The sequence below is a fragment of the Donghicola eburneus genome (genome assembly GCF_900115865.1).
In the GTDB taxonomy this organism is placed as follows: domain Bacteria; phylum Pseudomonadota; class Alphaproteobacteria; order Rhodobacterales; family Rhodobacteraceae; genus Donghicola; species Donghicola eburneus.
Genome location: NZ_FOXY01000005.1, coordinates 320,602 through 343,028, shown reverse-complemented (window position 1 = coordinate 343,028; position 22,427 = coordinate 320,602). Strand labels below are relative to the sequence as shown.

23 protein-coding genes are annotated in these 22,427 nt (G+C 58.5%); 17 read left to right on the top strand and 6 right to left on the bottom strand.

The window, feature by feature from the left end:
* Positions 1 to 172 precede the first annotated feature (172 nt).
* From guaA to BM225_RS11360, 14 genes are all read left to right on the top strand, one after another.
* Positions 173 to 1,735, top strand: coding sequence for a glutamine-hydrolyzing GMP synthase (gene guaA, locus BM225_RS11425; protein ID WP_072706512.1), 1,563 nt, complete (start codon positions 173 to 175; stop codon positions 1,733 to 1,735).
* A 665-nt stretch (positions 1,736 to 2,400) separates the two neighbouring features.
* Entirely contained in the window at positions 2,401 to 2,799 is a 399-nt protein-coding gene (locus BM225_RS11420; RefSeq protein WP_072706513.1) for an SxtJ family membrane protein, read from the top strand.
* 35 nt (positions 2,800 to 2,834) lie between these two features.
* Positions 2,835 to 2,984, top strand: a complete 150-nt coding sequence (locus BM225_RS21820) for a DUF5989 family protein (RefSeq protein ID WP_092464421.1) — start codon at positions 2,835 to 2,837, stop codon at positions 2,982 to 2,984.
* Between the two features lie 18 nt (positions 2,985 to 3,002).
* Complete coding sequence (locus BM225_RS11410) at positions 3,003 to 4,841, top strand: carbamoyltransferase family protein (protein ID WP_072706515.1); 1,839 nt, start codon at positions 3,003 to 3,005, stop codon at positions 4,839 to 4,841.
* A complete protein-coding gene (locus BM225_RS11405) occupies positions 4,828 to 6,090 on the top strand; it encodes a hypothetical protein (RefSeq protein WP_072706516.1) in 1,263 nt (420 codons plus the stop codon). Before BM225_RS11410 ends, BM225_RS11405 begins: the two co-directional genes overlap by 14 nt.
* A gap of 179 nt (positions 6,091 to 6,269) precedes the next feature.
* Positions 6,270 to 6,920 carry a YdcF family protein gene (locus tag BM225_RS11400; RefSeq protein WP_072706517.1) on the top strand — a complete coding sequence of 217 codons (651 nt, stop codon included), beginning with the start codon at positions 6,270 to 6,272 and terminating at the stop codon, positions 6,918 to 6,920.
* An 82-nt stretch (positions 6,921 to 7,002) separates the two neighbouring features.
* Positions 7,003 to 7,863, top strand: a complete 861-nt coding sequence (locus tag BM225_RS11395; protein WP_245780463.1) for a DMT family transporter — start codon at positions 7,003 to 7,005, stop codon at positions 7,861 to 7,863.
* 117 nt (positions 7,864 to 7,980) lie between these two features.
* Complete coding sequence (locus tag BM225_RS11390; RefSeq protein ID WP_072706518.1) at positions 7,981 to 9,159, top strand: OmpP1/FadL family transporter; 1,179 nt, start codon at positions 7,981 to 7,983, stop codon at positions 9,157 to 9,159.
* Between the two features lie 137 nt (positions 9,160 to 9,296).
* Entirely contained in the window at positions 9,297 to 10,157 is an 861-nt protein-coding gene (locus BM225_RS11385; protein ID WP_092464396.1) for an ATPase, read from the top strand.
* Between the two features lie 57 nt (positions 10,158 to 10,214).
* Positions 10,215 to 11,138, top strand: coding sequence for a homoserine O-acetyltransferase MetA (gene metA, locus BM225_RS11380; RefSeq protein ID WP_072706520.1), 924 nt, complete (start codon positions 10,215 to 10,217; stop codon positions 11,136 to 11,138).
* Entirely contained in the window at positions 11,113 to 12,117 is a 1,005-nt protein-coding gene (locus tag BM225_RS11375) for an alpha/beta fold hydrolase (protein ID WP_245780462.1), read from the top strand. The genes metA and BM225_RS11375 overlap by 26 nt, the downstream gene beginning before the upstream one ends.
* Before the next feature lie 32 nt (positions 12,118 to 12,149).
* Positions 12,150 to 13,016 carry a polyphosphate kinase 2 gene (gene ppk2 / locus BM225_RS11370; protein WP_072706522.1) on the top strand — a complete coding sequence of 289 codons (867 nt, stop codon included), beginning with the start codon at positions 12,150 to 12,152 and terminating at the stop codon, positions 13,014 to 13,016.
* Positions 13,009 to 13,623, top strand: a complete 615-nt coding sequence (locus tag BM225_RS11365) for a TetR/AcrR family transcriptional regulator (RefSeq protein WP_072706523.1) — start codon at positions 13,009 to 13,011, stop codon at positions 13,621 to 13,623. The genes ppk2 and BM225_RS11365 overlap by 8 nt, the downstream gene beginning before the upstream one ends.
* Before the next feature lie 418 nt (positions 13,624 to 14,041).
* Entirely contained in the window at positions 14,042 to 14,341 is a 300-nt protein-coding gene (locus tag BM225_RS11360) for a hypothetical protein (protein ID WP_072706524.1), read from the top strand.
* Between the two features lie 571 nt (positions 14,342 to 14,912).
* Here the strand turns inward: BM225_RS11360 and rpsI are convergent.
* The 3 genes from rpsI to BM225_RS11340 all read right to left on the bottom strand — a co-directional run bounded on the left by rpsI (position 14,913) and on the right by BM225_RS11340 (position 16,510).
* On the bottom strand, positions 14,913 to 15,398 hold the full coding sequence (gene rpsI, locus BM225_RS11350) for a 30S ribosomal protein S9 (protein WP_072706526.1): 486 nt from the start codon (positions 15,396 to 15,398) through the stop codon (positions 14,913 to 14,915).
* Entirely contained in the window at positions 15,398 to 15,862 is a 465-nt protein-coding gene (gene rplM, locus BM225_RS11345; RefSeq protein WP_072706527.1) for a 50S ribosomal protein L13, read from the bottom strand. Before rplM ends, rpsI begins: the two co-directional genes overlap by 1 nt.
* A 225-nt stretch (positions 15,863 to 16,087) precedes the next feature.
* Positions 16,088 to 16,510, bottom strand: a complete 423-nt coding sequence (locus tag BM225_RS11340; RefSeq protein ID WP_072706528.1) for a PaaI family thioesterase — start codon at positions 16,508 to 16,510, stop codon at positions 16,088 to 16,090.
* A gap of 136 nt (positions 16,511 to 16,646) precedes the next feature.
* Here BM225_RS11340 and trmFO point away from each other — a divergent pair, with 136 nt between their 5' ends.
* Positions 16,647 to 17,990, top strand: coding sequence for a methylenetetrahydrofolate--tRNA-(uracil(54)-C(5))-methyltransferase (FADH(2)-oxidizing) TrmFO (gene trmFO, locus BM225_RS11335; protein WP_072706529.1), 1,344 nt, complete (start codon positions 16,647 to 16,649; stop codon positions 17,988 to 17,990).
* Positions 17,969 to 18,856, top strand: a complete 888-nt coding sequence (gene gluQRS, locus BM225_RS11330) for a tRNA glutamyl-Q(34) synthetase GluQRS (protein WP_245780461.1) — start codon at positions 17,969 to 17,971, stop codon at positions 18,854 to 18,856. Before trmFO ends, gluQRS begins: the two co-directional genes overlap by 22 nt.
* 55 nt (positions 18,857 to 18,911) lie before the next feature.
* On the opposite strand, the gene hisI is transcribed toward gluQRS, so the two are convergent.
* Positions 18,912 to 19,280 carry a phosphoribosyl-AMP cyclohydrolase gene (hisI, locus tag BM225_RS11325; RefSeq protein ID WP_072706531.1) on the bottom strand — a complete coding sequence of 123 codons (369 nt, stop codon included), beginning with the start codon at positions 19,278 to 19,280 and terminating at the stop codon, positions 18,912 to 18,914.
* A gap of 77 nt (positions 19,281 to 19,357) precedes the next feature.
* Between hisI and BM225_RS11320 the strand changes: the two genes are divergently transcribed.
* Complete coding sequence (locus BM225_RS11320; RefSeq protein ID WP_072706532.1) at positions 19,358 to 19,810, top strand: iron-sulfur cluster assembly scaffold protein; 453 nt, start codon at positions 19,358 to 19,360, stop codon at positions 19,808 to 19,810.
* A gap of 285 nt (positions 19,811 to 20,095) precedes the next feature.
* Here BM225_RS11320 and BM225_RS22300 read toward each other — a convergent pair whose 3' ends face one another.
* Together BM225_RS22300 and recG are read right to left on the bottom strand one after the other, a co-directional pair.
* On the bottom strand, positions 20,096 to 20,218 hold the full coding sequence (locus BM225_RS22300; RefSeq protein WP_276326945.1) for a hypothetical protein: 123 nt from the start codon (positions 20,216 to 20,218) through the stop codon (positions 20,096 to 20,098).
* 120 nt (positions 20,219 to 20,338) lie between these two features.
* Positions 20,339 to 22,426 (bottom strand): ATP-dependent DNA helicase RecG, encoded by a 2,088-nt coding sequence (gene recG, locus BM225_RS11315; protein ID WP_072706533.1) that lies wholly within the window; start codon positions 22,424 to 22,426, stop codon positions 20,339 to 20,341.
* Between the last annotated feature and the right edge of the window lies 1 nt (position 22,427).

The window sequence follows — 22,427 nt, the reverse complement described above, 5'->3', positions numbered from 1 at the left end:
AACTGCGCATGTTTGGACCAGTATATACCCTGCGTCACCGCCGCAGGGATTCAAGGTTTGCGTCCTCTCCGTCGCGAAAGCGACATTTGGGGATCGTGAACATGCCAAAACACTATCACAACCCGCTCTGCTTCCCCTTGCCTAAAATGTGATCTCGCCCTAAGGGGTGGCCATGACACAGCACGAAGCCCTCCTCATCATCGACTTTGGCTCTCAGGTCACGCAGCTGATTGCGCGCCGCCTGCGCGAGCTGAACGTCTACTGCGAAATTCGCCCCTACCAGAACGTGACCGCGGACAGCATCCGCGAGCTCGCGCCCAAGGCCGTCATCCTGTCCGGCGGCCCTGACAGCGTCACCCGTGACGGCAGCCCCCGCGCCCCTCAGGAACTGTTCGAGATGGGCCTGCCCATCTTTGGTATCTGCTATGGCCAGCAGGTCATGATGGAGCAGCTGGGTGGCAAGGTCGAAGGCGGCCACCACGCCGAATATGGCCGTGCCTTTGTGACCCCGGCCGAAGGCCACAAGCTGGACGGCATCTTTGCCGGTCTCTTTACCCAAGAGAACAAAGAACAAGTCTGGATGAGCCACGGAGACCGCGTCACCAAGATCGCCCCCGGTTTTGAAATTGTCGCGACCTCGCCCAACGCGCCGTATGCCATGATCGCCGACGAGGATCGCCAGTTCTACGCTGTGCAATTCCATCCCGAGGTGCACCACACCCCGAACGGCAAAATCATGCTCGAGAACTTTGTTCGCAAAGCGGGTTTCACCGGTGACTGGACCATGGCCGCCTACCGCGAAGAAGCCATCAAGGCGATCCGCGCGCAGGTTGGCGACAAGCAGGTGATCTGCGGCCTGTCGGGTGGCGTTGACAGCTCGGTCACCGCGATCCTGCTGCACGAAGCGATCGGCGACCAGCTGACCTGTGTGTTTGTGGACCACGGCCTTCTGCGTCTGAACGAAGCCGAAGAAGTCGTCGCAATGTTCCGCGACAACTACAACATCAAGCTGATTCACGCGGACGAAGCTGACCTGTTCATCGGCGCGCTCGAAGGCGTGTCTGACCCCGAGGTCAAGCGCAAGACCATCGGCAAGCTCTTCATCGACGTGTTCCAGAAGCACGCCGACACCATCGAAGGGGCCGAATTCCTTGCCCAAGGTACCCTGTATCCCGACGTGATCGAGTCGGTCTCGTTCTCGGGCGGTCCTTCGGTTACCATCAAGTCGCACCACAACGTGGGCGGTCTGCCGGAAAAAATGGGCCTGAAACTGGTCGAGCCCCTGCGCGAGCTGTTCAAAGACGAAGTCCGCGCTTTGGGCCGCGAACTGGGTCTGCCCGCCAGCTTCATCGGTCGTCACCCCTTCCCTGGGCCGGGTCTTGCGATCCGCTGCCCCGGCGAGATCACCCGAGAGAAGCTGGAGATCCTGCGCAAGGCAGACGCGGTCTATATCGACCAAATCCGCAAGCACGGTCTGTACGATGACATCTGGCAGGCCTTCGTGGCGATCCTTCCTGTTCGCACCGTTGGTGTTATGGGCGATGGCCGGACCTACGACTACGCCTGCGCTCTGCGCGCCGTAACCTCGGTCGACGGCATGACAGCGGATTACTACCCCTTCACCCACGAATTCCTTGGCGAAACCGCCACGCGGATCATCAACGAGGTTAAGGGCATCAACCGCTGCACCTACGACATCACCTCGAAGCCTCCGGGCACCATCGAGTGGGAATAATCCAAGTCAAAGCCGCCCCGAAACGGGCGGCTTTTTCATTGGCGTCTGCTCGTAATCAACCGACAAAAAAGTCCGCCCGAAGATCTTATGCGTCGGCGCACACCAGCGTGCTCACAACGGCAGTGCGGGGTGCAGGCTCAAACTGATCCCCCAAGTCGGCAGACCTCTGCTTGCGTGTCTCGCATCGTAGGAATCACTCCGCCGATCTGAGGGCGGGTTCGCCAGCGCATGATCCTGCATTTCTGAGCATCGCCCCGATAAAGTTTTCAGGACGTGTTGCTCTGCGGCACTCTGACAATCGGAGTCTTTGGCGATACCTGCTGCTACAGCTCATGCAGGTCTGCTTACGCGACCCCGTGGCAGCCTATCCCATCTATTCAAGCAAAATCAGCAGTCTGATCACGCGTCCGTGAGAATTCAATCAAGCCGGAAAGGTAGCCGTTTTGAAAGATGATCGCGCAGCCAAACTTTATTTTACAGGGGTTCCAGACCCCCAGAAAATGAGCCGCGGCATTAAATCTGATTGAATCCGCGATTCAAAAGATCAATAATCTGGATGCACGAATTTGAAACATGATCCATTGGATCGAATTATATCAAAGTGAAATAATTAACTGGCAGCTGCGCAAACTTAAATTTTGCAAAGCACTATCTCAGGGAAGCCAATGAAACTGCCTGACACTGATTTACCGTCAAACAAAAAGTTTGGCCTGTTTTTCGCGTTTGTATTTATCGTAGTCGCATGGCGGTTTTTCGCCCATGATGCGACAACCTTTGCAATTATCTCCGTCGTTGCGGCGATTGCATTTTTCATCATCTCTTTTGTCAAAGCAGACATTCTGCTGCCTTTAAACAAGGCATGGATGGGGCTCGGGCTGCTGCTTGGGATGATCGTCAGCCCAATTGTCCTCGGCGTTATTTACTTCGGTCTTTTCACCCCGATCAGCATGATCATGCGGGCGATGGGCCGAGACGAACTGGGTCTGAAAATGCAGACCAGCGGATCCCACTGGAAAGTGCGCGCGGACGATGCGGCACAGGGATCTTTCAAAAATCAATTCTAATGAACAAGTGTTACTTTTGGAGTGAGGGAAATTTTATGGAATTTATCGGCGAGCTCTATTCCTTTTTAGGGGCCAAAAAGAAACTTTGGCTTCTTCCCATTATTACTGTGATGTTCATTCTCGGCGGCCTGCTTATTCTGGCGCAGGGCTCGGTTGTGGCACCGTTTATTTACACCCTATTTTAAGTTCGGTCTGATCTTACAATGTATATTTTGGGTATTTCCGCGTTTTACCATGATAGCGCGGCCTGCCTGCTGAAGGATGGCGTGATCATCGCAGCAGCACAGGAAGAACGTTTCACACGCAAGAAACACGATCCGGGATTCCCCCATAAGGCGGTGCAGTATTGCATCGCCGAAGCTGGGATTTCGGCCGCAGACGTGGACAAAGTCGTCTTCTACGAGAAGCCTTTTGTGAAATTTGAACGCCTACTGGAGACCTATTTGGCCTTCGCGCCCAAGGGCTTCAAAAGCTTCCGGACCTCGATGCCCCTGTGGATCAAGGAAAAACTGTTCCAGAAGTCGATGCTGACCAAAGAGCTCGAGGCCACGTTGGGCAAGGACGTCAAATGGCGTGACAGGATCCTGTTCTCCGAACACCACCTGTCCCACGCGGCGAGTGCGTTCTACCCCTCGCCCTTTGACAGCGCAGCAGTGCTGACGCTGGATGGTGTGGGCGAGTGGACCACGACGTCGCTGGCAATCGGCAAGGGCAAAGACCTGAAAGTGCTCAAGGAACTGCACTTCCCGCATTCTTTGGGTCTGCTCTATTCGGCGTTCACCTACTACACGGGTTTCAAGGTAAACTCCGGTGAGTACAAGGTGATGGGCCTCGCTCCCTATGGCGAGCCGGTCTATGCCGACAAGATCCGCGAACATCTGATCCACGTGGCCGAAGATGGCAGCTTCCAGCTGGACATGAGCTACTTCGACTACGCGACCGGTCTGACCATGACCAACAAGAAGTTCGACGATCTGTTCGGGGGCCCTGCGCGGACCTCGGAAACTGAACTGACCCAGCGGGAAATGGATCTGGCAGCTTCGGTGCAAAAAGTCACCGAAGACATCGTTCTCGAGATTGCGCGCGGCATTGCCGAAGAAACCGGCGAAAAGAACCTCTGCCTTGCAGGCGGTGTGGCTTTGAACTGTGTGGCGAATGGCATTCTGCTGCGCGAAAACATCTTCGAGAACATCTGGATCCAGCCTGCCGCCGGTGACGCGGGCGGTGCGCTCGGTGCGGCGCTGGCGGTCTGGTATCAGGACTATGCCAAAGAGCGCACGCTGTCGAACGACCGCGATGCGATGCAAGGTGCCTATTTGGGTCCGGTCTACGAAGATGCCGAGATCGAGAACGAGCTTCTGGCGTGTGGTGCCAAGTTCCACAAGATGGACGACGACGGTCTGATCGACAGCGTTGCCAGCGCGCTTGCGGACGAAAAGGCGATTGGCTGGATGCAAGGCCGCATGGAATTCGGTCCGCGCGCCTTGGGCGGTCGGAGCATCATCGCGGACCCGCGCTCGCCGGTTATGCAAAAGCAGCTGAACCTGAAAGTGAAGTATCGCGAAAGCTTCCGCCCCTTTGCCCCCAGTGTCCTACGAGAGCATGTGAACGAGTGGTTCGAACACGACAGCGACAGCCCTTACATGCTGCTCGTCGCCGATGTTCAGGAGAGCAAGCGCCGCAAGATGACCGAAGAAGAGGACGCACTTTTCGGGATCGAAAAGCTGAACGTGCCCCGTTCGTCGGTTCCGGCGATCACCCACGTCGACTATTCGGCCCGCATCCAGACTGTCCACGAGGACACGAACCCGCGCTACCACGCGGTGATTTCGAAGTTCTATGACAAGACCGGCTGCCCACTGGTGGTGAACACATCGTTCAACGTTCGCGGAGAGCCGATCATCTGTACCCCCACCGATGCGTTCAAATGCTTCATGGGAACAGAGCTCGATGTTCTGGCGGTCGGCAACTACTTCCTGGTGAAGGATGAACAGGACCCCGCGCTCAAAGAGAACTACGAGGAGCGTTATGAGCTGGATTGAGAAGACTTGGGGGAGCGAGAAAGAGAACCAATACAAAGGGTTCATCGGCTCCTTCATCGCTTTGATGCTCGCTTTTGTTGTTCTGGTGATGATGCTGTTCCGACTTGTCGGAATCGGAGAACAGGTTCTGTTCTACGCGCAGGTTTACCTGATGGTGCTGGCAGGGCTCGCTCTGCTGGCTTCGTTCAAAAGCTGGCACATGGTGTCCGCCGTTCTGTCGATGTTCCTGTTTGTCGAACTGGCAGTGGGATACATTCCTCTTGCCTTGGCGATGGCGGGCGTCCCCACACGGATGGAGACCACCTTCCCTGTCGAAGAAGGCGACCGGTATCAGTTCCACCCGCTTCTGGCCTCTTTGCCCGTGGCGAATTACAGCGCGCCGACCGTGTCGCATAATGCGAACCATCTGCGGAATAACGCGCTGCCCTTTGATCCGGCAAAACCACACGTCGCTGTGTTCGGCGGGTCTTCGACCTATGACCTTGGCGTCAGCAGCGATGCCGCGACATGGGTCAGCCAACTGGACACCCTGATCCCCGAATATTCGGTTTCGAATAACGGCGTCCCGGGCTATTCCAGCAGCGAGCATGTGGTTCAAACGACCTTCTACGAAGATCGCGCGGGGACCGAGCCGTTCTGTGCTGTCTACTACATGGGTTGGAACGACATCCGCGACTACGGCTTTGACAAGCTGGACAACGGCTATGCGGACTTTCACCTGTTGTCCCAATACGGGGCGCAGAAAATCCGCTTCAGTCTGGGCTCGCCCTCTCCGACGCTAAACTTGTTGGCCGCGTACTTCATGCGCAATGAACTGCCGTTCCCGCAGGCTCAGGGCACCGTGGGCAAGGACGTGACCGCCGATGACGATCTGTTCCGCGTGGCAGAACGCAACGTGCGCAGCATTGCCGCCATCAACGAGTCGCGGGGCATCAAGACGGTGTTCGTGGCGCAGATGCTGAACCGAGCCCGCCTGACAGATCCCACACGGATCTACGGCTGGCTGCCCTTTGTCTATGACGGGGACACGTGGCAGCTGCAGGATCGCTTTAATAAGTTCGTGGGCAATTTGGCGCCTGACGTCGGAGCGGGATTCATTTATCCCGATATCGACGCCTTCTCGGACGAAGATTTTGCAGACAACGGCCACTTCAACGACCAGGGCTCGGTGAAATTCAGCAGAATGATCCGCGACGATGTGGTCCAGATGTGTGGCGGAACCCAGACCACGGCGGCCGCAAACCAGTAAGGCGCCGACCATTTATCGCTTTACGCTGGGGCGCTCCCGCTCTTAGATATCCGGAACCCGTCCCGAGCCATTCGGGGCGGGCTTTTTCATGCCGTGATTGGCAAGAATTTGGTCACAATACTGATCCATTCTCCGGTTAGAGATATCCGGATACTGGTCACCTTGATTTTGAACACCCTATGCTGCGACGCCTTTTTAGCCTGTTCACCTATTGCGCTCTGATCGGGCTAGGCGTTGCGCTTGGGTCTGCCCTGCTCAGCCGAGATTGCTTTGCGCTGGATGGTAGCACACGCTACGACACCATCGTTGTGCTCAGCGGCAGCCTTGGCGATCATGGTGTACTGGGACCCGATACGGCAATGCGCACGGACGCGGCCATCGATCTGTTCGAACGGGGACTTGCGCCCCATCTCCACATGACGGGCGGGGTCAGCGACAACCGCGTGCACACAGCTGCCGCGATCCAGATGGCCGCACGGGCAGAGGCTGCAGGCGTCCCCGCCAGCGCCATCACAATCGAGGATAATTCCCGCTCGACCCTTCAGAACGCCCGCAACTCTGCACGATTCATTCAGGACAGCAAAGACGTCCTCCTCGTCAGCGATGGCTATCACCTGTGGCGTGCGGCGCTAAGCTTTGCTTGGGCTGGCGTGCCGGTTGAGGGCGTCTGCAAAAGCAGCACCCTTCGCCCCGACGGTGTCGAGATGAGCGCCCGCCTCGTGGTTCGAGAGGCGTTGGCCTTTTGGTTCAATCTGGGCCGCGCCACAGTCTGGAGTGCGGCCGATCTGATTGGCGCGACACCACAATTGGGCGGAGCGTTCTTGCACTAACCCCAACACACAACACTTTACTTTCGCGCTCCGCGCGCAAAGATGCCGGACACCCTGCCCCAACTTATAGGAGCACTTGCACGTGTCACCGGTTCTGCGCGGTTGCCTCTGGATGAGCGGCGCCATCCTGTCCTTTAGCGCCATGGCGATCGCCGGCCGCGAAGTCAGCACAAATCTTGATACGTTCGAGATCATGCTCTACCGCAGCCTGATCGGCTTCCTAATTGTCTTGGCAGTGGCGAGCCTTGCGGGCACCCGCGGCGACATTAAAACCGACCGCCTGCCCCTGCATCTGGTCCGGAATCTCTGCCATTTCACCGCGCAAAACCTGTGGTTCTTTGCGATCACGGTGGTGCCCTTGGCGCAGGTCTTCGCGATTGAATTCAGTGCGCCGCTTTGGGCCTTGCTGATGTCGGCGATCATCCTGAACGAACGGCTCACCAAGAACCGCGTCATTGCGGGCATCGCGGGCTTTGTCGGTATTCTGGTCATCACCCGCCCCGGAGTGAACGCGATTGGCTGGGCCCAGCTGACCCCTGCGCTGGCCGCCATCGGCTTTGCAGCGTCAGCGGTCACCACCCGCTTGCTGACCCGGACCGAGAGAATCACGTCCATCATGTTCTGGCTCACTGGCATGCAGTTCGTTTTCGGTCTGATTTGTGCGGGGATCGATTTGGATATCGCTGTCCCGACGGCCGCGAACTTGCCGCTGGTCACGGTCATCGCGATTTGCGGCGTGACCGCGCATTTCTGCCTGACCACCGCGCTTTCCCTCGCGCCAGCATCCATTGTGATGCCCATAGATTTCCTTCGGCTACCCCTTATTGCTGCAATAGGAGCATTGATGTATTCCGAAGTCCTTGATGTTTACGTTTCGTTAGGTGCGCTAATCATTATTACCGCAAACTATGCAAACATCCGAATAGAGACGCGGAAGAGCTGACGAAGTTACGTTACGGCCACAGTGGTCACGTTAACGTAAGGGCAAAGATTGACCGCTCGCCAAGGGGACCCGTAGGCTCGGATTACCTTGGGGAGAAGGAAACAGGGATGAGGATCCATGAATAAGACACTAGTAAGTAGTGCAATACTTGCTGTTCTGGGCACCACGGTGGCTGCAGGCGGCATTGAACGCACCAACCAAACCAATTCCGTCCTGTTCAAAAAGGGCAACTATGTCGAGCTGGGTCTTGGCACTGTGCGCCCGAGCGTCAGTGGCGAAGGTGAAACGACCGGTTACGATTACGATGATGTCGCGAATGATTTCTCGCAGAAAGAATTCCGCGCCAAGATAGACATAAACGACCGTTTGTCGTTCGGCATCATTCTGGACCAACCGTTCGGTGCTGATATTGAATACGGCGGCAATTCTGCAACGACCGAACTTGGTGGCACCAAAGCCTTTGCCGAAGTCGAAGCGCAGACCTTTTTGCTGAAGTATCAGGTCAACGAGAATGCAAGCGTCTTTGGCGGGCTGCGCCGTCAGAAAGCCTCCGGCGATATCACGCTGGACGGGACCACTTATGGCGGCACGCTGCAGGTCCTGCCCACTGGCACCCCTGTCGCGGCAGGCGCCTCTGGCTATAACATTGAACTTCAGGACACCGTAGGCACCGGCTACACAGTTGGCGCGGCCTATGAAATTCCTGACATCGCGCTGCGTGTTGCTCTGAGCTTCAACTCGGAAATCACCCACAAGATGGACACCAAGGAAACGCTGCCTGCGAACGTTGTGCTCGCACCGGGCGGCGGGACCGTGGCGACAACGGAAGTCACCCAAAACGGCAGCCAAGACGTAAAGACACCCAAGTCTTGGAACCTCGAGTTCCAGTCTGGCGTAGCAGAAGACACGCTGGTTTTTGGCTCTGTCCGCTGGGTCGAGCACTCGGTGTTTGGCGTTTATGCGGATCTGCTCTCGTCTGAGCTGGTCAGCCTAGAAGATACGTACACCTATACTCTGGGTGTTGGCCGTCGCTTCTCGCCGAACTTCTCGGCACTGGCCGCGATTTCGTACGAGGCAGGCGGAGATGACGAGGTGTCGCCCTTGGCCCCAACCAACGGCTACACGTCGGTGACCCTTGGCGGCGCATACACCTTTGACAATGGCTTCGAGCTGTCGGGCGGCGCAAGCTGGCGTCAGGTCGGCGATGCCAAAGGCTACGCCCGCAACGCGACCCGTGCGACCTTTGACGGGAACACCGTCTTCGGCGCAGGCATCAAGCTGTCCTACACCTTCTGATCTGCCCACCAGATCAGACAGAGCGCCCTGCACACCCCGTGCGGGGCGTTTCTTTTTGCTGGATCGCCACGGTGCATTTGACCGCACCCTAAGGGGGCGATAACACAGCATAAACGCCCTTAGACCGAGCCTTTTTCATGTTATATCCCACCGCCGACAGTTGGCTGACCGCCGCCTCCAAACGCATCACCCTGTTCGGAATGTCCGGTTTGGGAAAAACCTTTCTGGCCAATATGCTGCGTCACGATGCGGGCTGGTTTCACTACTCGATCGATTACCGAATCGGCACGCGGTACATGGGCGAATACATCACCGACGAATACAAACGTCTGGCGATGCAGCATCCGACCCTGCGCGAACTCTTGATGTCGGACTCGATCTTTATCGGCTCGAACATCACCTTTGAAAATCTGGCGCCGCTGTCCACCTACCTGGGCAAACCAGGCAACCCCGATCAAGGCGGCCTGCCCTTTGCCGAATATCGCCGCCGTCAGGACCAGCACCGCACCGCCGAAATCGCGGCCCTGCTGGACACGCCTTATTTCTGCGAGCGGGCCAAGGGGCTCTACGGCTACGACAACTTCATTTGTGACAGCGGTGGCTCTATTTGCGAGGTGGTCGATCCCAACGACCCCGACGATCCGGTGATGAAGGCCCTGTCCGAAGACACCCTGCTGATTTGGATCGAAGGTAGTGACGCCCACACCGCAGAACTCTGCCGCCGCTTCGACCGCGCACCAAAGCCGATGTACTACATGCCCGAGTTCCTGACCGCCAAATGGGGCGAGTACCTCGAAACGAACGGCCAGACGCAGGAGCAGGTGAACCCCGACGCCTTTGTTCGTTGGACCTACGCGCAGGCGCTGGCGCACCGACAGCCGCGCTATGCGGCGATGGCCAAATGGGGTGTCACCATCAAAGCCGAGGAAGTCATGCAGGTCAAAACCCCCGCAGATTTCGACGCTTTGATCGCAAAAGCGATTAAACGGCAGGCTTGAGTCTGCCGTTACTTAAGACTATCTAGGATGCCTATCCAATAAAGCGGAAATCCTCCAATGCCTATCAAGCTGCCCTCCGACCTGCCCGCCTATGATGTCCTATCCAAAGAGGGTGTTATGGTCATGGCAGACGATCAGGCAGCCCGTCAGGACATCCGCCCGATCAAGATCGCGCTGCTGAACCTGATGCCGAAAAAGATCCAGACAGAGAACCAGTTCGCCCGCCTGATCGGTGCGACCCCTCTGCAGATCGAATTTACGCTCATCCGCATGAGCGAGCATCAGACCAAGAACACAGCTGCCGAACATATGGAAAGCTTTTACCGCCCATTCGAGGAGGTGAAGGCCAGCGGCGAGAAGTTTGACGGCCTGATCATCACTGGCGCGCCCATCGAGCATCTGGATTTCAATGACGTGACCTACTGGGAAGAGCTGTGTCAGGTCTTTGACTGGACCCAAGACCACGTGCATTCGACCTTTGGCGTGTGCTGGGGTGGCATGGCGATGATCAACTACTTCCACGGCGTGCCCAAGCACCTCTTGGACGCGAAATGCTTTGGCTGTTTCCGCCACCGCAATCTGGCTCCCGCCTCACCTTATCTGCGCGGGTTCTCGGATGACGTGCTCGTGCCGGTTAGCCGCTGGACCGAAATCCGCCAGACCGATCTGGACCAGCACCCGGACCTGACGACCCTGATCGCCAGCGACGCGTCAGGCCCCTGTCTGGTCGAGGACCCCAAACATCGCGCGCTCTACGTGTTCAATCACTTTGAATACGACGACAACACGCTGAAAGAGGAATACGACCGCGACGTCGAAGCCGGCAAGCCGATCAACGTGCCGGAAAACTACTATCCCGATGACGATCCGTCGAAAAAGCCGCTCAATCGCTGGAGAAGTCACGCGCACCTTCTATATGGGAATTGGATAAACCAGATTTATCAGACGACGCCCTATGAGTTGGAGAAAATTGGCCTTTAAGGTTATTGCCCTTGCTGGATTGACAGCGGCGACTGGCTGCGCGGTGATCGACCGCCGCGCGTCCGAGCGCGAAGCCATGGCCGAGGCGAACACTCCGCCCCTAGGAGAGTTCGTTGAATTGGATGATGGACGCCGCGTCCACGCCTTTGTCGAAGGCTCGGGCCCTGATCTGGTCTTGATCCACGGTGCCAGCGGCAACCTGCGGGACTTTACCTATAGTCTTGTGGATCGCCTGACCGACCGCTACCGCGTGATCGCGTTTGACAGACCCGGCATGGGCTACACCGACCGCGCCGATCCCGCGTATGACACTGCTGCGAACAACGGCGCAGAGCCCGTGCGCGAACAAGCCCGCATGCTGCAACTGGCCGCTGACAAGATTGGCGTGGCGGACCCTGTTGTGCTTGGCCACAGCTTTGGCGGTGCGGTGGCGTTGGCGTGGGGGCTTGAACGGCCACAAGACACGGCAGCGCTGGTCGTTCTGTCCGGTGCATCCAATCCGTGGCCCGGGGGGCTCGGTGCCAGCTATTCCGTCCCGAACAGCAGCCTTGGCGGGCGCCTCGCAGTCCCCTTGGTCTCGGCCCTTCTCAGCGACAAGACGCTGGAAACTATGGTGGATGGCGTCTTTACCCCGCAATCTGCGCCCGCTGGCTATGCGGATTACATCGGCGCCAGCCTTGCCCTACGCCGCGACAGTCTGCGGGCCAATGCCCGTCAGGTCACCAGCCTCAAGCCGCAACTGGCGCAGATGGTCCCGCTCTATTCCGATCTCCCCATGCCGGTCGAGATCCTGCACGGCGAGGCTGACGGCACCGTGCCAGCCACCATCCACGCGATCCCGCTGTCACGCCAAATCCCGAACGCCAACCTCGTGCTTTTGCCCGGTATCGGCCACATGCCCCACCATGTTGCCCAAGATGATGTCGAAGCTGCGATTGACCGCGCCGCCGCCCGCGCCGGATTGCACCCAACGCCCTAACCGCCCATAAAGGTGGAAAAAGAGGTGCCCCTATGAACTTGCCCTTCGACGGTGCGATCACCGAATTCTACGAGTCCGAGGCCGCAGCCGATCTGCGTGCCGCGATCGAGAATGCGGGCAAGAAAGACATCCTAGGCGCCTACCCCTATGACAGCCGGCTCGACAAGAGCACCTACGAGGACACGCTCCACGCCCTGCAGGTCGAACTGGTCAAGCTGCAGCACTGGGTCAAGGACACAGGCGCCCGGATCGCCATCGTCTTCGAAGGGCGCGATGCGGCTGGCAAGGGCGGCACCATCAAGCGTATCCGCGAAAACCTGAACCCGCGCGGCTGCCGCGTGGTCGCTCTGTCAAAACCGTCCGAGACCGAGGCGACCCAGTGGTACTTTCAGCGCTATATTGAACAACTGCCCTCGGGCGGAGAAATCGTTCTGTTCGACCGCAGTTGGTACAACCGCGGCGTGGTGGAAAAGGTCTTTGGCTTTTGCGACGAGGTGCAGCGCGAGCATTTCTTCCGTCAGGTGCTGCCGTTTGAGGAAATGTTGGTCGACGAAGGTGTCCACGTCATCAAGGTCTGGCTGAACGTCGGGCGCGCCGAGCAGCTTCGCCGCTTCCTTGACCGCGAACAGGACCCCCTGAAGCAGTGGAAGCTTAGCTGGATCGACGTCGAAGGTTTGAAACGCTGGGATGCTTATTCCGAGGCGATCCAAGAGACACTGCTGCGCAGCCATGCCAAACTGAGCCCTTGGAATGTGGTGCGCAGCGATGACAAGCGCCGCGCCCGTATCGAAGTGATCCGCCTGCTTCTGTCAGGATTGGAATACGACCGCAAAGACCATGACGTGGTCGCATCCCCTGATCCGAACATTGTCGGTGGACCGGACCTGCTCCATGTCTAAACGCGGATACCATCACGGCAACCTGCGGCAGGCTTTGGTCGATGCCGCGCTCGAATTGGTGCGCGACAAAGGCCCCACGGGGTTTACGCTTTCCGAGGCAGCAAAGCTCGCTGGTGTAACCCCTGCGGCTGTCTACCGCCATTTCCAAGGGCGCGAAGACCTGATCGCAGAGGCCGCACGCCAAGGCTACATCATCTTCTCGGATGTCATGGCCTTTGCTTATAACGACGGCCAACCCAGCGCGCTCGCCGCGTTCGAGGCCACAGGCCGCGCCTATCTTGCCTTTGCCCAAAAATACCCCGGTCACTATGTGGCCATGTTTGAATCTGGCATCTCGGTTAATCGCTCGCCAGAGCTTGCAGACGCAGCATCCAAAGCCAAGCGTATCCTCGAGCAGGCCGCCACCGCCCTGAGCGAACGCATCCCTGCGGATCGCCGTCCGCCAGCCAGCATGTTCTCGGCACATATCTGGGCCATGAGCCACGGCGTCGTCGAATTGTTCGCCCGTGGCACCCCCGGCACACGCTCGCCCTATTCTCCCGAAGATCTGCTCGAGGCGGGAATCGGTATCTATTTGCGTGGCCTTGGACTCATCGGAAACGACTGAGTCCGGCTTTTCCTTGCAAAGAAGGCCAAAAAGATAGCATTTCAGAAAATTTTTTTCGCGAAATCGATCTGATAACGGGACTAACCGGAATTCCGTTTACGATATTTTAACCATTCTTGGCTGTTCTAGAAAAGCTCGGGAACAACCTTAGGATGATTGTGTCATATGCTAGGACAACCCGCGAAAAATGACCTTTTCAGCAGGGTTAAGCAGATTCAAACCGCAACAATTACTCGCCACAGCCGTTTTTGCTGCAGATCCATCAATTAACCTAAGCTTACATATTGTGTCAAAAATGGGCCCAATCTGGGCAAGTGTGGTCGCAATGTGGCGAGAATGTGGCTGGACAGAAGGCAAAAGCTTCTCCTAGATTGAAAACACGCCATTTCTTTCGTGTTTTAAGTCTAAGGGTATTCTGATGCATAGTGGATACAAGCAGCTCGCAGCGATGCGCGAACTTCTTTACCAACTCGAGCAAGACATGGGTTTGGATGATATGTCCCAAAACGAGAAGGACATTCTCTACGCCTTTCACATGCTCGCCGAGTCCAAGGCCGAGTGCGATGTGCATTCGGAATCCATCCGGTCGCACAATACCGTACGCGCCATGAAGCATGCGACTTACCACCGTACGCTCAAGCGCCTTCTGGATCAGGGCTTTATCGAACACGCCCCCCAGCGCAAGACCGGTCTTTACCGTCTGGCCACCGCCCACTAACGGCGCACGGCCAGCCCTGCAGGGCGCATTTGGCCCAGAATGCAGATGCTATCAAGGTGCTCTCGTCTGCCAGAGAGCACCTTTTTTATTGCGATATGAGAGTTGGCGTGGGGACACCCGATTGCCATATTTGCAATGCAATTTGCGCTTACATGTCAGTGCGCGCCGATAATTGCAAAGCCCTCAAGCGCTGCAGAATGTGGTCTCGCTTCCCCATCTTCATAGAAATCTCGGATTGATCTTAGTGGGTCCAACCGCCCCGTGCGCAGGCTGATCCAACGCCGCCTCACAGCCTCGATGTGGCCGAGCAGAGGGCAGCAGGCGCCTGCTGCCTCAACGGACTTGTGAGCGTAGAATAGACGGCTCTCAGCCCGCACAAACACCCCGGAGGCCAGCCAGAAATGCATACAAGAAACGCTTCCTGCGCCTCCTCGCGCTTCTCAGTGGCATTTGCCGCCACCGCGCTCGTCGAGGCCACCAACGATCCGGTATCGAAGCCACCTCAAAACGAAAACAAGCGCATGTTTCCACATGCGCTTGCCAAAATCTTGTGTCGTCCGAAGAGCGAAAATTAGCGCTTCGAGAACTGGAAGCTACGACGCGCCTTACGACGGCCGAACTTCTTACGCTCAACAACGCGGCTGTCGCGGGTCAGGAAGCCAGCGGCTTTCAGAGCGCCACGCAGCGAGGGATCGTACAGCTGCAGAGCTTTGGAGATGCCGTGCTTGACCGCACCAGCTTGGCCCGACAGACCGCCGCCTTTGACGGTGGCGTAAACGTCGAACTGATCTTCAACGCCGGCAACCTCGAAAGGCTGGCGCAGGATCATCTGCAGAACGGGACGAGCGAAGTATACGTTCAGCTCACGACCGTTGACGGTAACCTTACCGGAACCGGGCTTGATCCAAACACGGGCAACAGCGTCTTTACGCTTGCCGGTGGCGTAGGAACGACCCAGCTCGTCACGGACGGGCTCACGGGGTGCGTCGATCTCGATTGCTGCGACGTCACCTGCAACGGCGCCGAGTTCTTCGAGCGAGTTGACTTGATCGGCCATTATTTCGCAGTCCTCGTGTTCTTGGAGTTCAGCACTTTGACGTCAACGACTTCAGGTGCCTGAGCTTCGTGGGGGTGTTCAGTACCCGCGTAAACGCGCAGGTTGGTCATCAGCTGGCGCGACAGACGGTTGCCGGGCAGCATACGCTGAACAGCTTTCTGAACCACACGCTCGGGGTGCGCGCCGTCCAGGATTTCCTGCTTGGTGCGCGACTTGATGCCGCCGGGGTGGCCAGTGTGCCAGTAGAAACGCTCTTCGCGCTTCTTGCCGGTCATCTGGATTTTCTCAGCATTGATGATGATGACGTTGTCACCGCAATCCATGTGAGGCGTGAAGGACGGCTTGTGCTTGCCGCGCAGACGCATTGCGACGATCGACGCAAGACGGCCCAGAACGACGCCTTCAGCGTCGATCAGGATCCATTTCTTCTCGATGTCTGCAGGCTTTGCAGAGAAGGTTTTCATGGTCAGGATATCCTGGGTTTCATTCAATTAAGTTCGAGCCGAGTGCGGCCGCAGCCTCACCCGAATTCGGATTGGCGTCTTATACAGCCCTTCGAACCCCAGTCAAGCGCACTTAAGCGATCAAAACCATGCCAGAACAATGACTTATAAAATAGGTATTAAAATACCCCACATTTTCACGCCATCCTCGGGCTTCTTTTGCGCCAAATACTCAAAATCCAATGTTCAGCCACTTGGCGGGATGGAATAGGTCATGCTCGCCCGCGCCACGGGCCGCGCATCTCCTTCGGAATAGATCAGAACGTCACCCACCGCCAAGACGCGCCCCAGCTTCAAAATGCGGCATTCCGCCACCAGATCGACACCCGCCACCGGTTTGCGCATGAAATCAATCGAACAGTTGGTCGTCACAGCAAGGCCGACCGGCCCGATCACCGCTAGAACCGCCAGATAGATACCCACATCCGCCAGCGCGAACATGGTGGGTCCAGACACCGTGCCACCGGGCCGTAGATGCTCTTCTTTGACGTTCAAGCGCACCTTCAGCGTGCCTGCGCCGACCTCCAGAATGGTGAACATGTCGCCCACCTGCGGAAAGTCTCGCGCCAGAAAGGCCTCCAACTCGGCCACATCCATCTTCAGTTCCATATGCCCCTCCCGTCTTGCGCATCCCACAATGGCGCGCGAAACCCAAACAGCAAGCCCTGCTAGAAGTGACGTTCGGGCATTTTCCGATCCGCCTTTCCCCTTTCCAAACGCGCGCGAAAGCCCTAGATCGCGCGTCATGGACAAGACATTGCATATCATCGGCGGCGGAATGGCCGGCTCCGAGGCCGCCTGGCAGGCCGCGAACATGGGCGTTGACGTGGTCATCCACGAGATGCGCCCCAAGGTCGAAACCTTTGCCCATCAGACCGGCAATCTGGCCGAGATGGTGTGCTCGAACTCCTTCCGTTCAGACGATGACGAACAGAACGCCGTGGGCCTGCTGCATTGGGAAATGCGCGCGGCGAACGGGATCATCATGACCACCGCCGACAAGCACCGCATCCCAGCGGGGGGCGCACTGGCCGTGGACCGCGATCCCTTTGCCGAGACGGTCACGCAAACCCTGCGCGCCCTGCCCAATGTCAGCGTCTCCGAAGAAGAGATCACGGAGCTCCCGACCGAGGGAAATTGGATTATCGCCACCGGGCCCCTGACCAGCACCGCGCTTGGTAAATCTATTCAGGACGCGACTGCGCAGGACCATCTGGCCTTCTTCGATGCTATCGCGCCCATCGTCTATGCGGACAGCATCGATATGTCCCAAGCGTGGATGCAGTCCCGCTATGACAAGGGCGAGACCGAAGAAGAGCGCACCGCCTACCTCAACTGCCCCATGAACAAAGAGCAGTACGAGGCCTTTATCGACGCGCTTCTGGCCGCCGACAAAACCGAATTTCACGATGGCGAAACCGCTGGTTACTTCGACGGCTGCCTGCCGATCGAGGTGATGGCAGAACGTGGCCGCGAAACCTTGCGCCACGGCCCCATGAAGCCCGTCGGCCTGACCAACCCGCACAAGCCCGAAGAAAAAGCCTACGCCGTTGTCCAGCTGCGCCGCGACAATGCCTTGGGCACGCTGTTCAACATCGTCGGCTTTCAGACCAAGATGAAATACGGCGCGCAGACCGAGGTCTTCCGCATGATCCCCGGTTTGGAGAACGCCAGCTTTGCCCGCCTTGGCGGCATCCACCGGAACACCTTTATCAACTCGCCCACGCTGCTGGACAGTCGCCTGCGGATGAAGTCGCGCCCGAATGTGCGCTTCGCAGGACAGATCACCGGCGTCGAAGGCTATGTTGAATCCGCAGCGATGGGTCTGCTGGCCGGCCGTTTCGCCGCCGCCGAGATCCTCGGTCAGGACATCCCCGAAGTCCCGCTGGAAACCGCGATGGGTAGCTTGGTGAACCACATCACCGGCGGCGCGGATGCGAAAACCTTCCAGCCGATGAACGTGAACTTCGGCCTTTTCCAGCCGCTCGAAGACGTGCGCGGTGGCCGCAAGGGCCGTAAAGTCCGGTATAAAGGTTACACCGACCGCGCCAAAGAGATTTGGCAACAATGGCTTACCAGCCAAAGCTAATGCGAACACGATTTGCGCCGTCGCCCACAGGGCCCCTCCATCTGGGGCACGCCTTTTCTGCCCTGACGGCGGCGCATTTCGCCCAATCGCTTGGCGGCGAGTTCCTACTGCGGATCGAAGACATTGACCAAACCCGCGCCCGCCCCGAGTGGGAGGCGCAAATCTACGACGACCTGACATGGCTCGGCCTCACATGGCCCACGCCCGTCATGCGCCAGTCAGATCGCATGCCCGCCTACCGCGCCGCGTTGCAAACCCTGTGGGACATGGACCTGCTCTATCCCTGCACCTGCAAACGCCGAGACATTGAGGCCGCGATGTCAGCCCCCCAAGAGGGCGCTCCCACTCACGGTCCCGACGGCCTGATCTATCCGGGCACCTGCCGCACCAAACCAAAACCGGATCAGATGCCCGATGGCGAAACCCTGCGCCTCGACATGGCCAAGGCCTTCGCGATCATCGGCACCGAAACTCTGACCTTCACCGAAATCGGCCCCGTCCACACGGGCACCCACATCGTTGATCTGAGCAAAGCCCATCAAACCCTCGGCGACATTGTCCTCGCCCGCCGTGACATGGGCACGTCCTATCATCTGTCAGTCGTCATCGACGACTCGGACCAAGGCATCACCCACGTCACTCGGGGCTCCGACCTGTTCGAGGCCACCCAGATCCACGTGATCCTACAGGCCCTCTTGAACAAACCGGTTCCGACCTACCACCACCACGACCTGATCCGCGACGACCAAGGCAAACGCCTTGCCAAACGTGATGACGCCCGCGCCATCGCCCTCTACCGCGCCGAAGGCAAAACACCGAAAGACGTCGCCGACCTCATCGGCACGCCTCTGCTTTCACCTTTGTAAAAATACTCCCGGGGTGAAGGTGCGGCGCCGCCGCACCGGAGGGGGCAGCGCCCCCTTAAACCATCGGCTCCATCAGCTCGACAGTCTCGCCCTCACGCACCGCTGTGTAGAAACAGCTGCGACGATTGGTGTGACACGCCGGCCCTTCCTGATGCACCATTACCAGAATGCAGTCCTGATCGCAGTCATACCGGAGATCGATCAACGTCTGCAGATGCCCGCTGGTCTCGCCCTTGACCCAGAACGCCTGACGGGACCGCGACCAGTAGGTCACTTTGCCGGTATCCAGTGTCTTGGCGACACACTCCGCATTCATCCATGCCATCATTAAAACTTCATGGGTCTCGGCATCCTGCGCGATGGCGGGGATCAACCCCTTGTCGTCGTATTTCAAACTTGCCGGATCAAATGCCGCGGAGGTCATGTGGAAAATCCTTTTGCTTCGGTCGTGCAAGGCCTATCTATGCGGAACTGACCCCAAGAGAAAGCCTCGGAGGACGCATGTCGAACGAGAACGACCTGATGAAGCTCTATTCCCAGCGTATTCTCGCGCTGGCTGCCGAGATTCCCCATACAGGCCGGCTCGACGCGCCTCAGGCCAGCGTCAAGAAGCGCTCGCCCCTTTGCGGATCCACCGTCACCGTGGATGTGGATGTCGAGGACGGGAAAGTCAGCCGCTACGCCGCAGACGTCAAAGCCTGCGCCTTGGGGCAAGCGTCGGCCAGTGTGGTCGGGTCCGCCGCGATTGGACGCACGAGTGCAGAGATCAACAAAGCCCGTGACGAGTTGAAGGCGATGCTGCGCGATGGCGCAGAGGCACCGTCCGCTCCGTTCGAAGGGCTAGAAGCTTTGCTGCCCGCGCGAGAGTACAAGAATCGTCATGCGTCGATCATGCTGACCTTGGACGCGTTGAGCGAAGCGGTGGCCGAGGCCGAAGCGGCGCAGACCGTATAAGTTTTTGATTATTGGTGAACGCGCAAAGGGGGCTGTCTGCCCCCTCTTGGTGCTTTGGCACCAATTCACCCCCGAGAGTATTTTCACAAAGGTGAAAGCATGAGCGCCTTGGGCCTTGTGCGCATAAAAAACCGCCGCACATCCCGGCAAGGATGGCGGCGTAGAAGACGGTTCGTACCGGACTAAGGTTCAACCAGTAGGCGCTGGCAGAACAAGACGGGCAGTCAGGCCGCAAAGTGGGACATGGCGGCAAGTCCGGTCGGCAGAGAACCGCGGGATGGGCAGTCAGAAGAACATCGGCAAGTGAAGCGCGCCGACCAGCATGACCATCAACGAGGCCGCACCGATCATATCGGGAATGAAAGTGTCTGCGTTACGCGCGAGGGTCAGTTTGATCTGGCGGGCCATTTTGCACGCTCCGTTCGCTCAATGTTCCTGTTGCCTCTTTGTTCTCATAGCTTAACGATTCGGTAAAGAACTTTTTGAGAACAAACGTGAACATTTTAGAACACCGCGCGAGAGAAGCGCTTAACCCACTGAAATCAAACGGATCGCCTGATCTTGCTCCATCAGCCAAAGCAGCGTTCTGGCGGCCTTGCCACGCTCAGATGTCAGGTGCGGGTCCGTCGTCAGCAGCGCGCGCGCATCGGTTTGGGCCGTCGCCATCAAGTCCGCTTGTCGCTCCATATCGGCGATCCGAAATCGTGGCAGGCCCGATTGCGCGGTCCCGATCAGGTCACCTGCCCCGCGCATTTGCAGATCCACCTCACTGATGCGAAAACCGTCCTCGGTATCGCGCAACGTGGTCAGGCGGCGCTGGCCGGTCTCGGACAGCGGGGGTTGGTACATGAGCAGGCACGTCGAAGCCGCCGCGCCGCGCCCCACCCGTCCACGCAACTGGTGAAGCTGCGCAAGGCCGAAAATCTCGGCCCGTTCGATAACCATGATCGAGGCATTGGGCACGTTCACCCCAACCTCGATCACCGTGGTCGCGACCAGCACCTTGGTCTCGCCCGACTGGAACCGCGCCATGGCCGTGTCTTTGTGATCGGGGGGCATCTGGCCGTGGACCAGATCGACCACGCCTTCTCCGAGTGCTGCACGTAGGCGTTCGAACCGCTCTTGGGCAGAGGTCAGGTCAGAGACCTCGCTCTCTTCGACAAGCGGGCAAACCCAGTAGGCCTGACGCCCCTGCGAGATCGCGTGGCGCAGATGCTCGGTCACTTCGTCCATGCGCTCGTTCGAGATGAGCGCGGTTTTCACCGGTGTGCGTCCAGGCGGCTTTTCGTCGAGGATCGAGACATCCATATCCCCGAATTGGGTCAGCGCAAGGCTGCGCGGGATCGGTGTCGCGGTCATTACCAGTACATCGACCGCGCGCCCCTTGCGCCCCAGCTCCAGCCGCTGCGCGACGCCAAATCGATGCTGTTCGTCGATCACCGCAAGGCGCAGGTCGTGGAATTCGACATCCTTTTGAAAGACTGCATGAGTGCCGACCAAAATGTGGATATTCCCCTTGGCCAGCGCCTCCAGCTTGGCCTTGCGCTCTTTGCCCTTGTCGCGCCCCGTGAGGAGCTCGATCACCACGCCTGCGCTTTCGGCCAAGGGCTGCAGTCCCTCCATGTGCTGACGCGCGAGGATCTCGGTCGGGGCCATCATCACGCCCTGCCCGCCTGCCTCGACCGCGACCAGCAGTGACATCAGCGCGACCAGAGTTTTGCCTGCGCCCACGTCGCCCTGCAAGAGCCGGTTCATGCGCACGGGCCGTGCCAGATCATCGCTGATTTCGCGAATGGCACGCTCTTGGGCGCCCGTCGGGCGATACGGCAGCTCCGCCAGCACCCGCCGTTGCAGCCGGCCGGTGGCAACCGATGGCAAGCCGGGCTTTTCGCGGCGCGACGCGCGGGCAAGCCCCAAAGTCAGTTGATGCGCAAAGAATTCGTCATAGGCCAGACGCGTCCGCGCTGGCGCCTCGGCTGCCAAATCCCCCCCGTTTTCGGGGGTATGGGCGGCGGTCAAAGCCTCGCGCCATGTGGGCCAGCCTTTTTGCTTCATCAAGGACGAGTCAATCCACTCGGGCAGATCCGGCGCCATGTCCAGCGCGCTGGCCACGCCCTTAATCACCTGCTTGGCCGTCACGCCAGAGGTCAGCGCATAGGTCGGTTCAAAGGGCGGGATTGACGCCTCTTCGTCCATCGGAACCACATGATCGGGGTGCGCGATCTGGGGGATGCCGTCGAAAAATTCAACCTTGCCCGAGATGATCCGCTCTTCGCCCTCTGGCAGAATTTGCTGCAAGTAGCGGTCCCGCGCGTGGAAAAACACCAAGGGAAAACTGACCTGCGCATCCTCGACCATCACACGGTACGGGCGGCCACGGCCCGTTGGCGGGGTATGGCGCAAGACGCGCGCCGCAACGGTGACAACTTCGCCCGTTGTCGCCCCTTGGACCGTCTCGCGCCGCGCACGGCTGATCCCGCTATAGGGCAAGTGAAACAGCAGATCCCGCGGACGGGTGATCCGCAGGTTTTCCATCGCTTCGGCGGTCTTGGGGCCGATCCCGTTCAGGGTTTCCAGCCCCCCAAACAGCGGGAACAGAATTTCGGGACGGCTCATG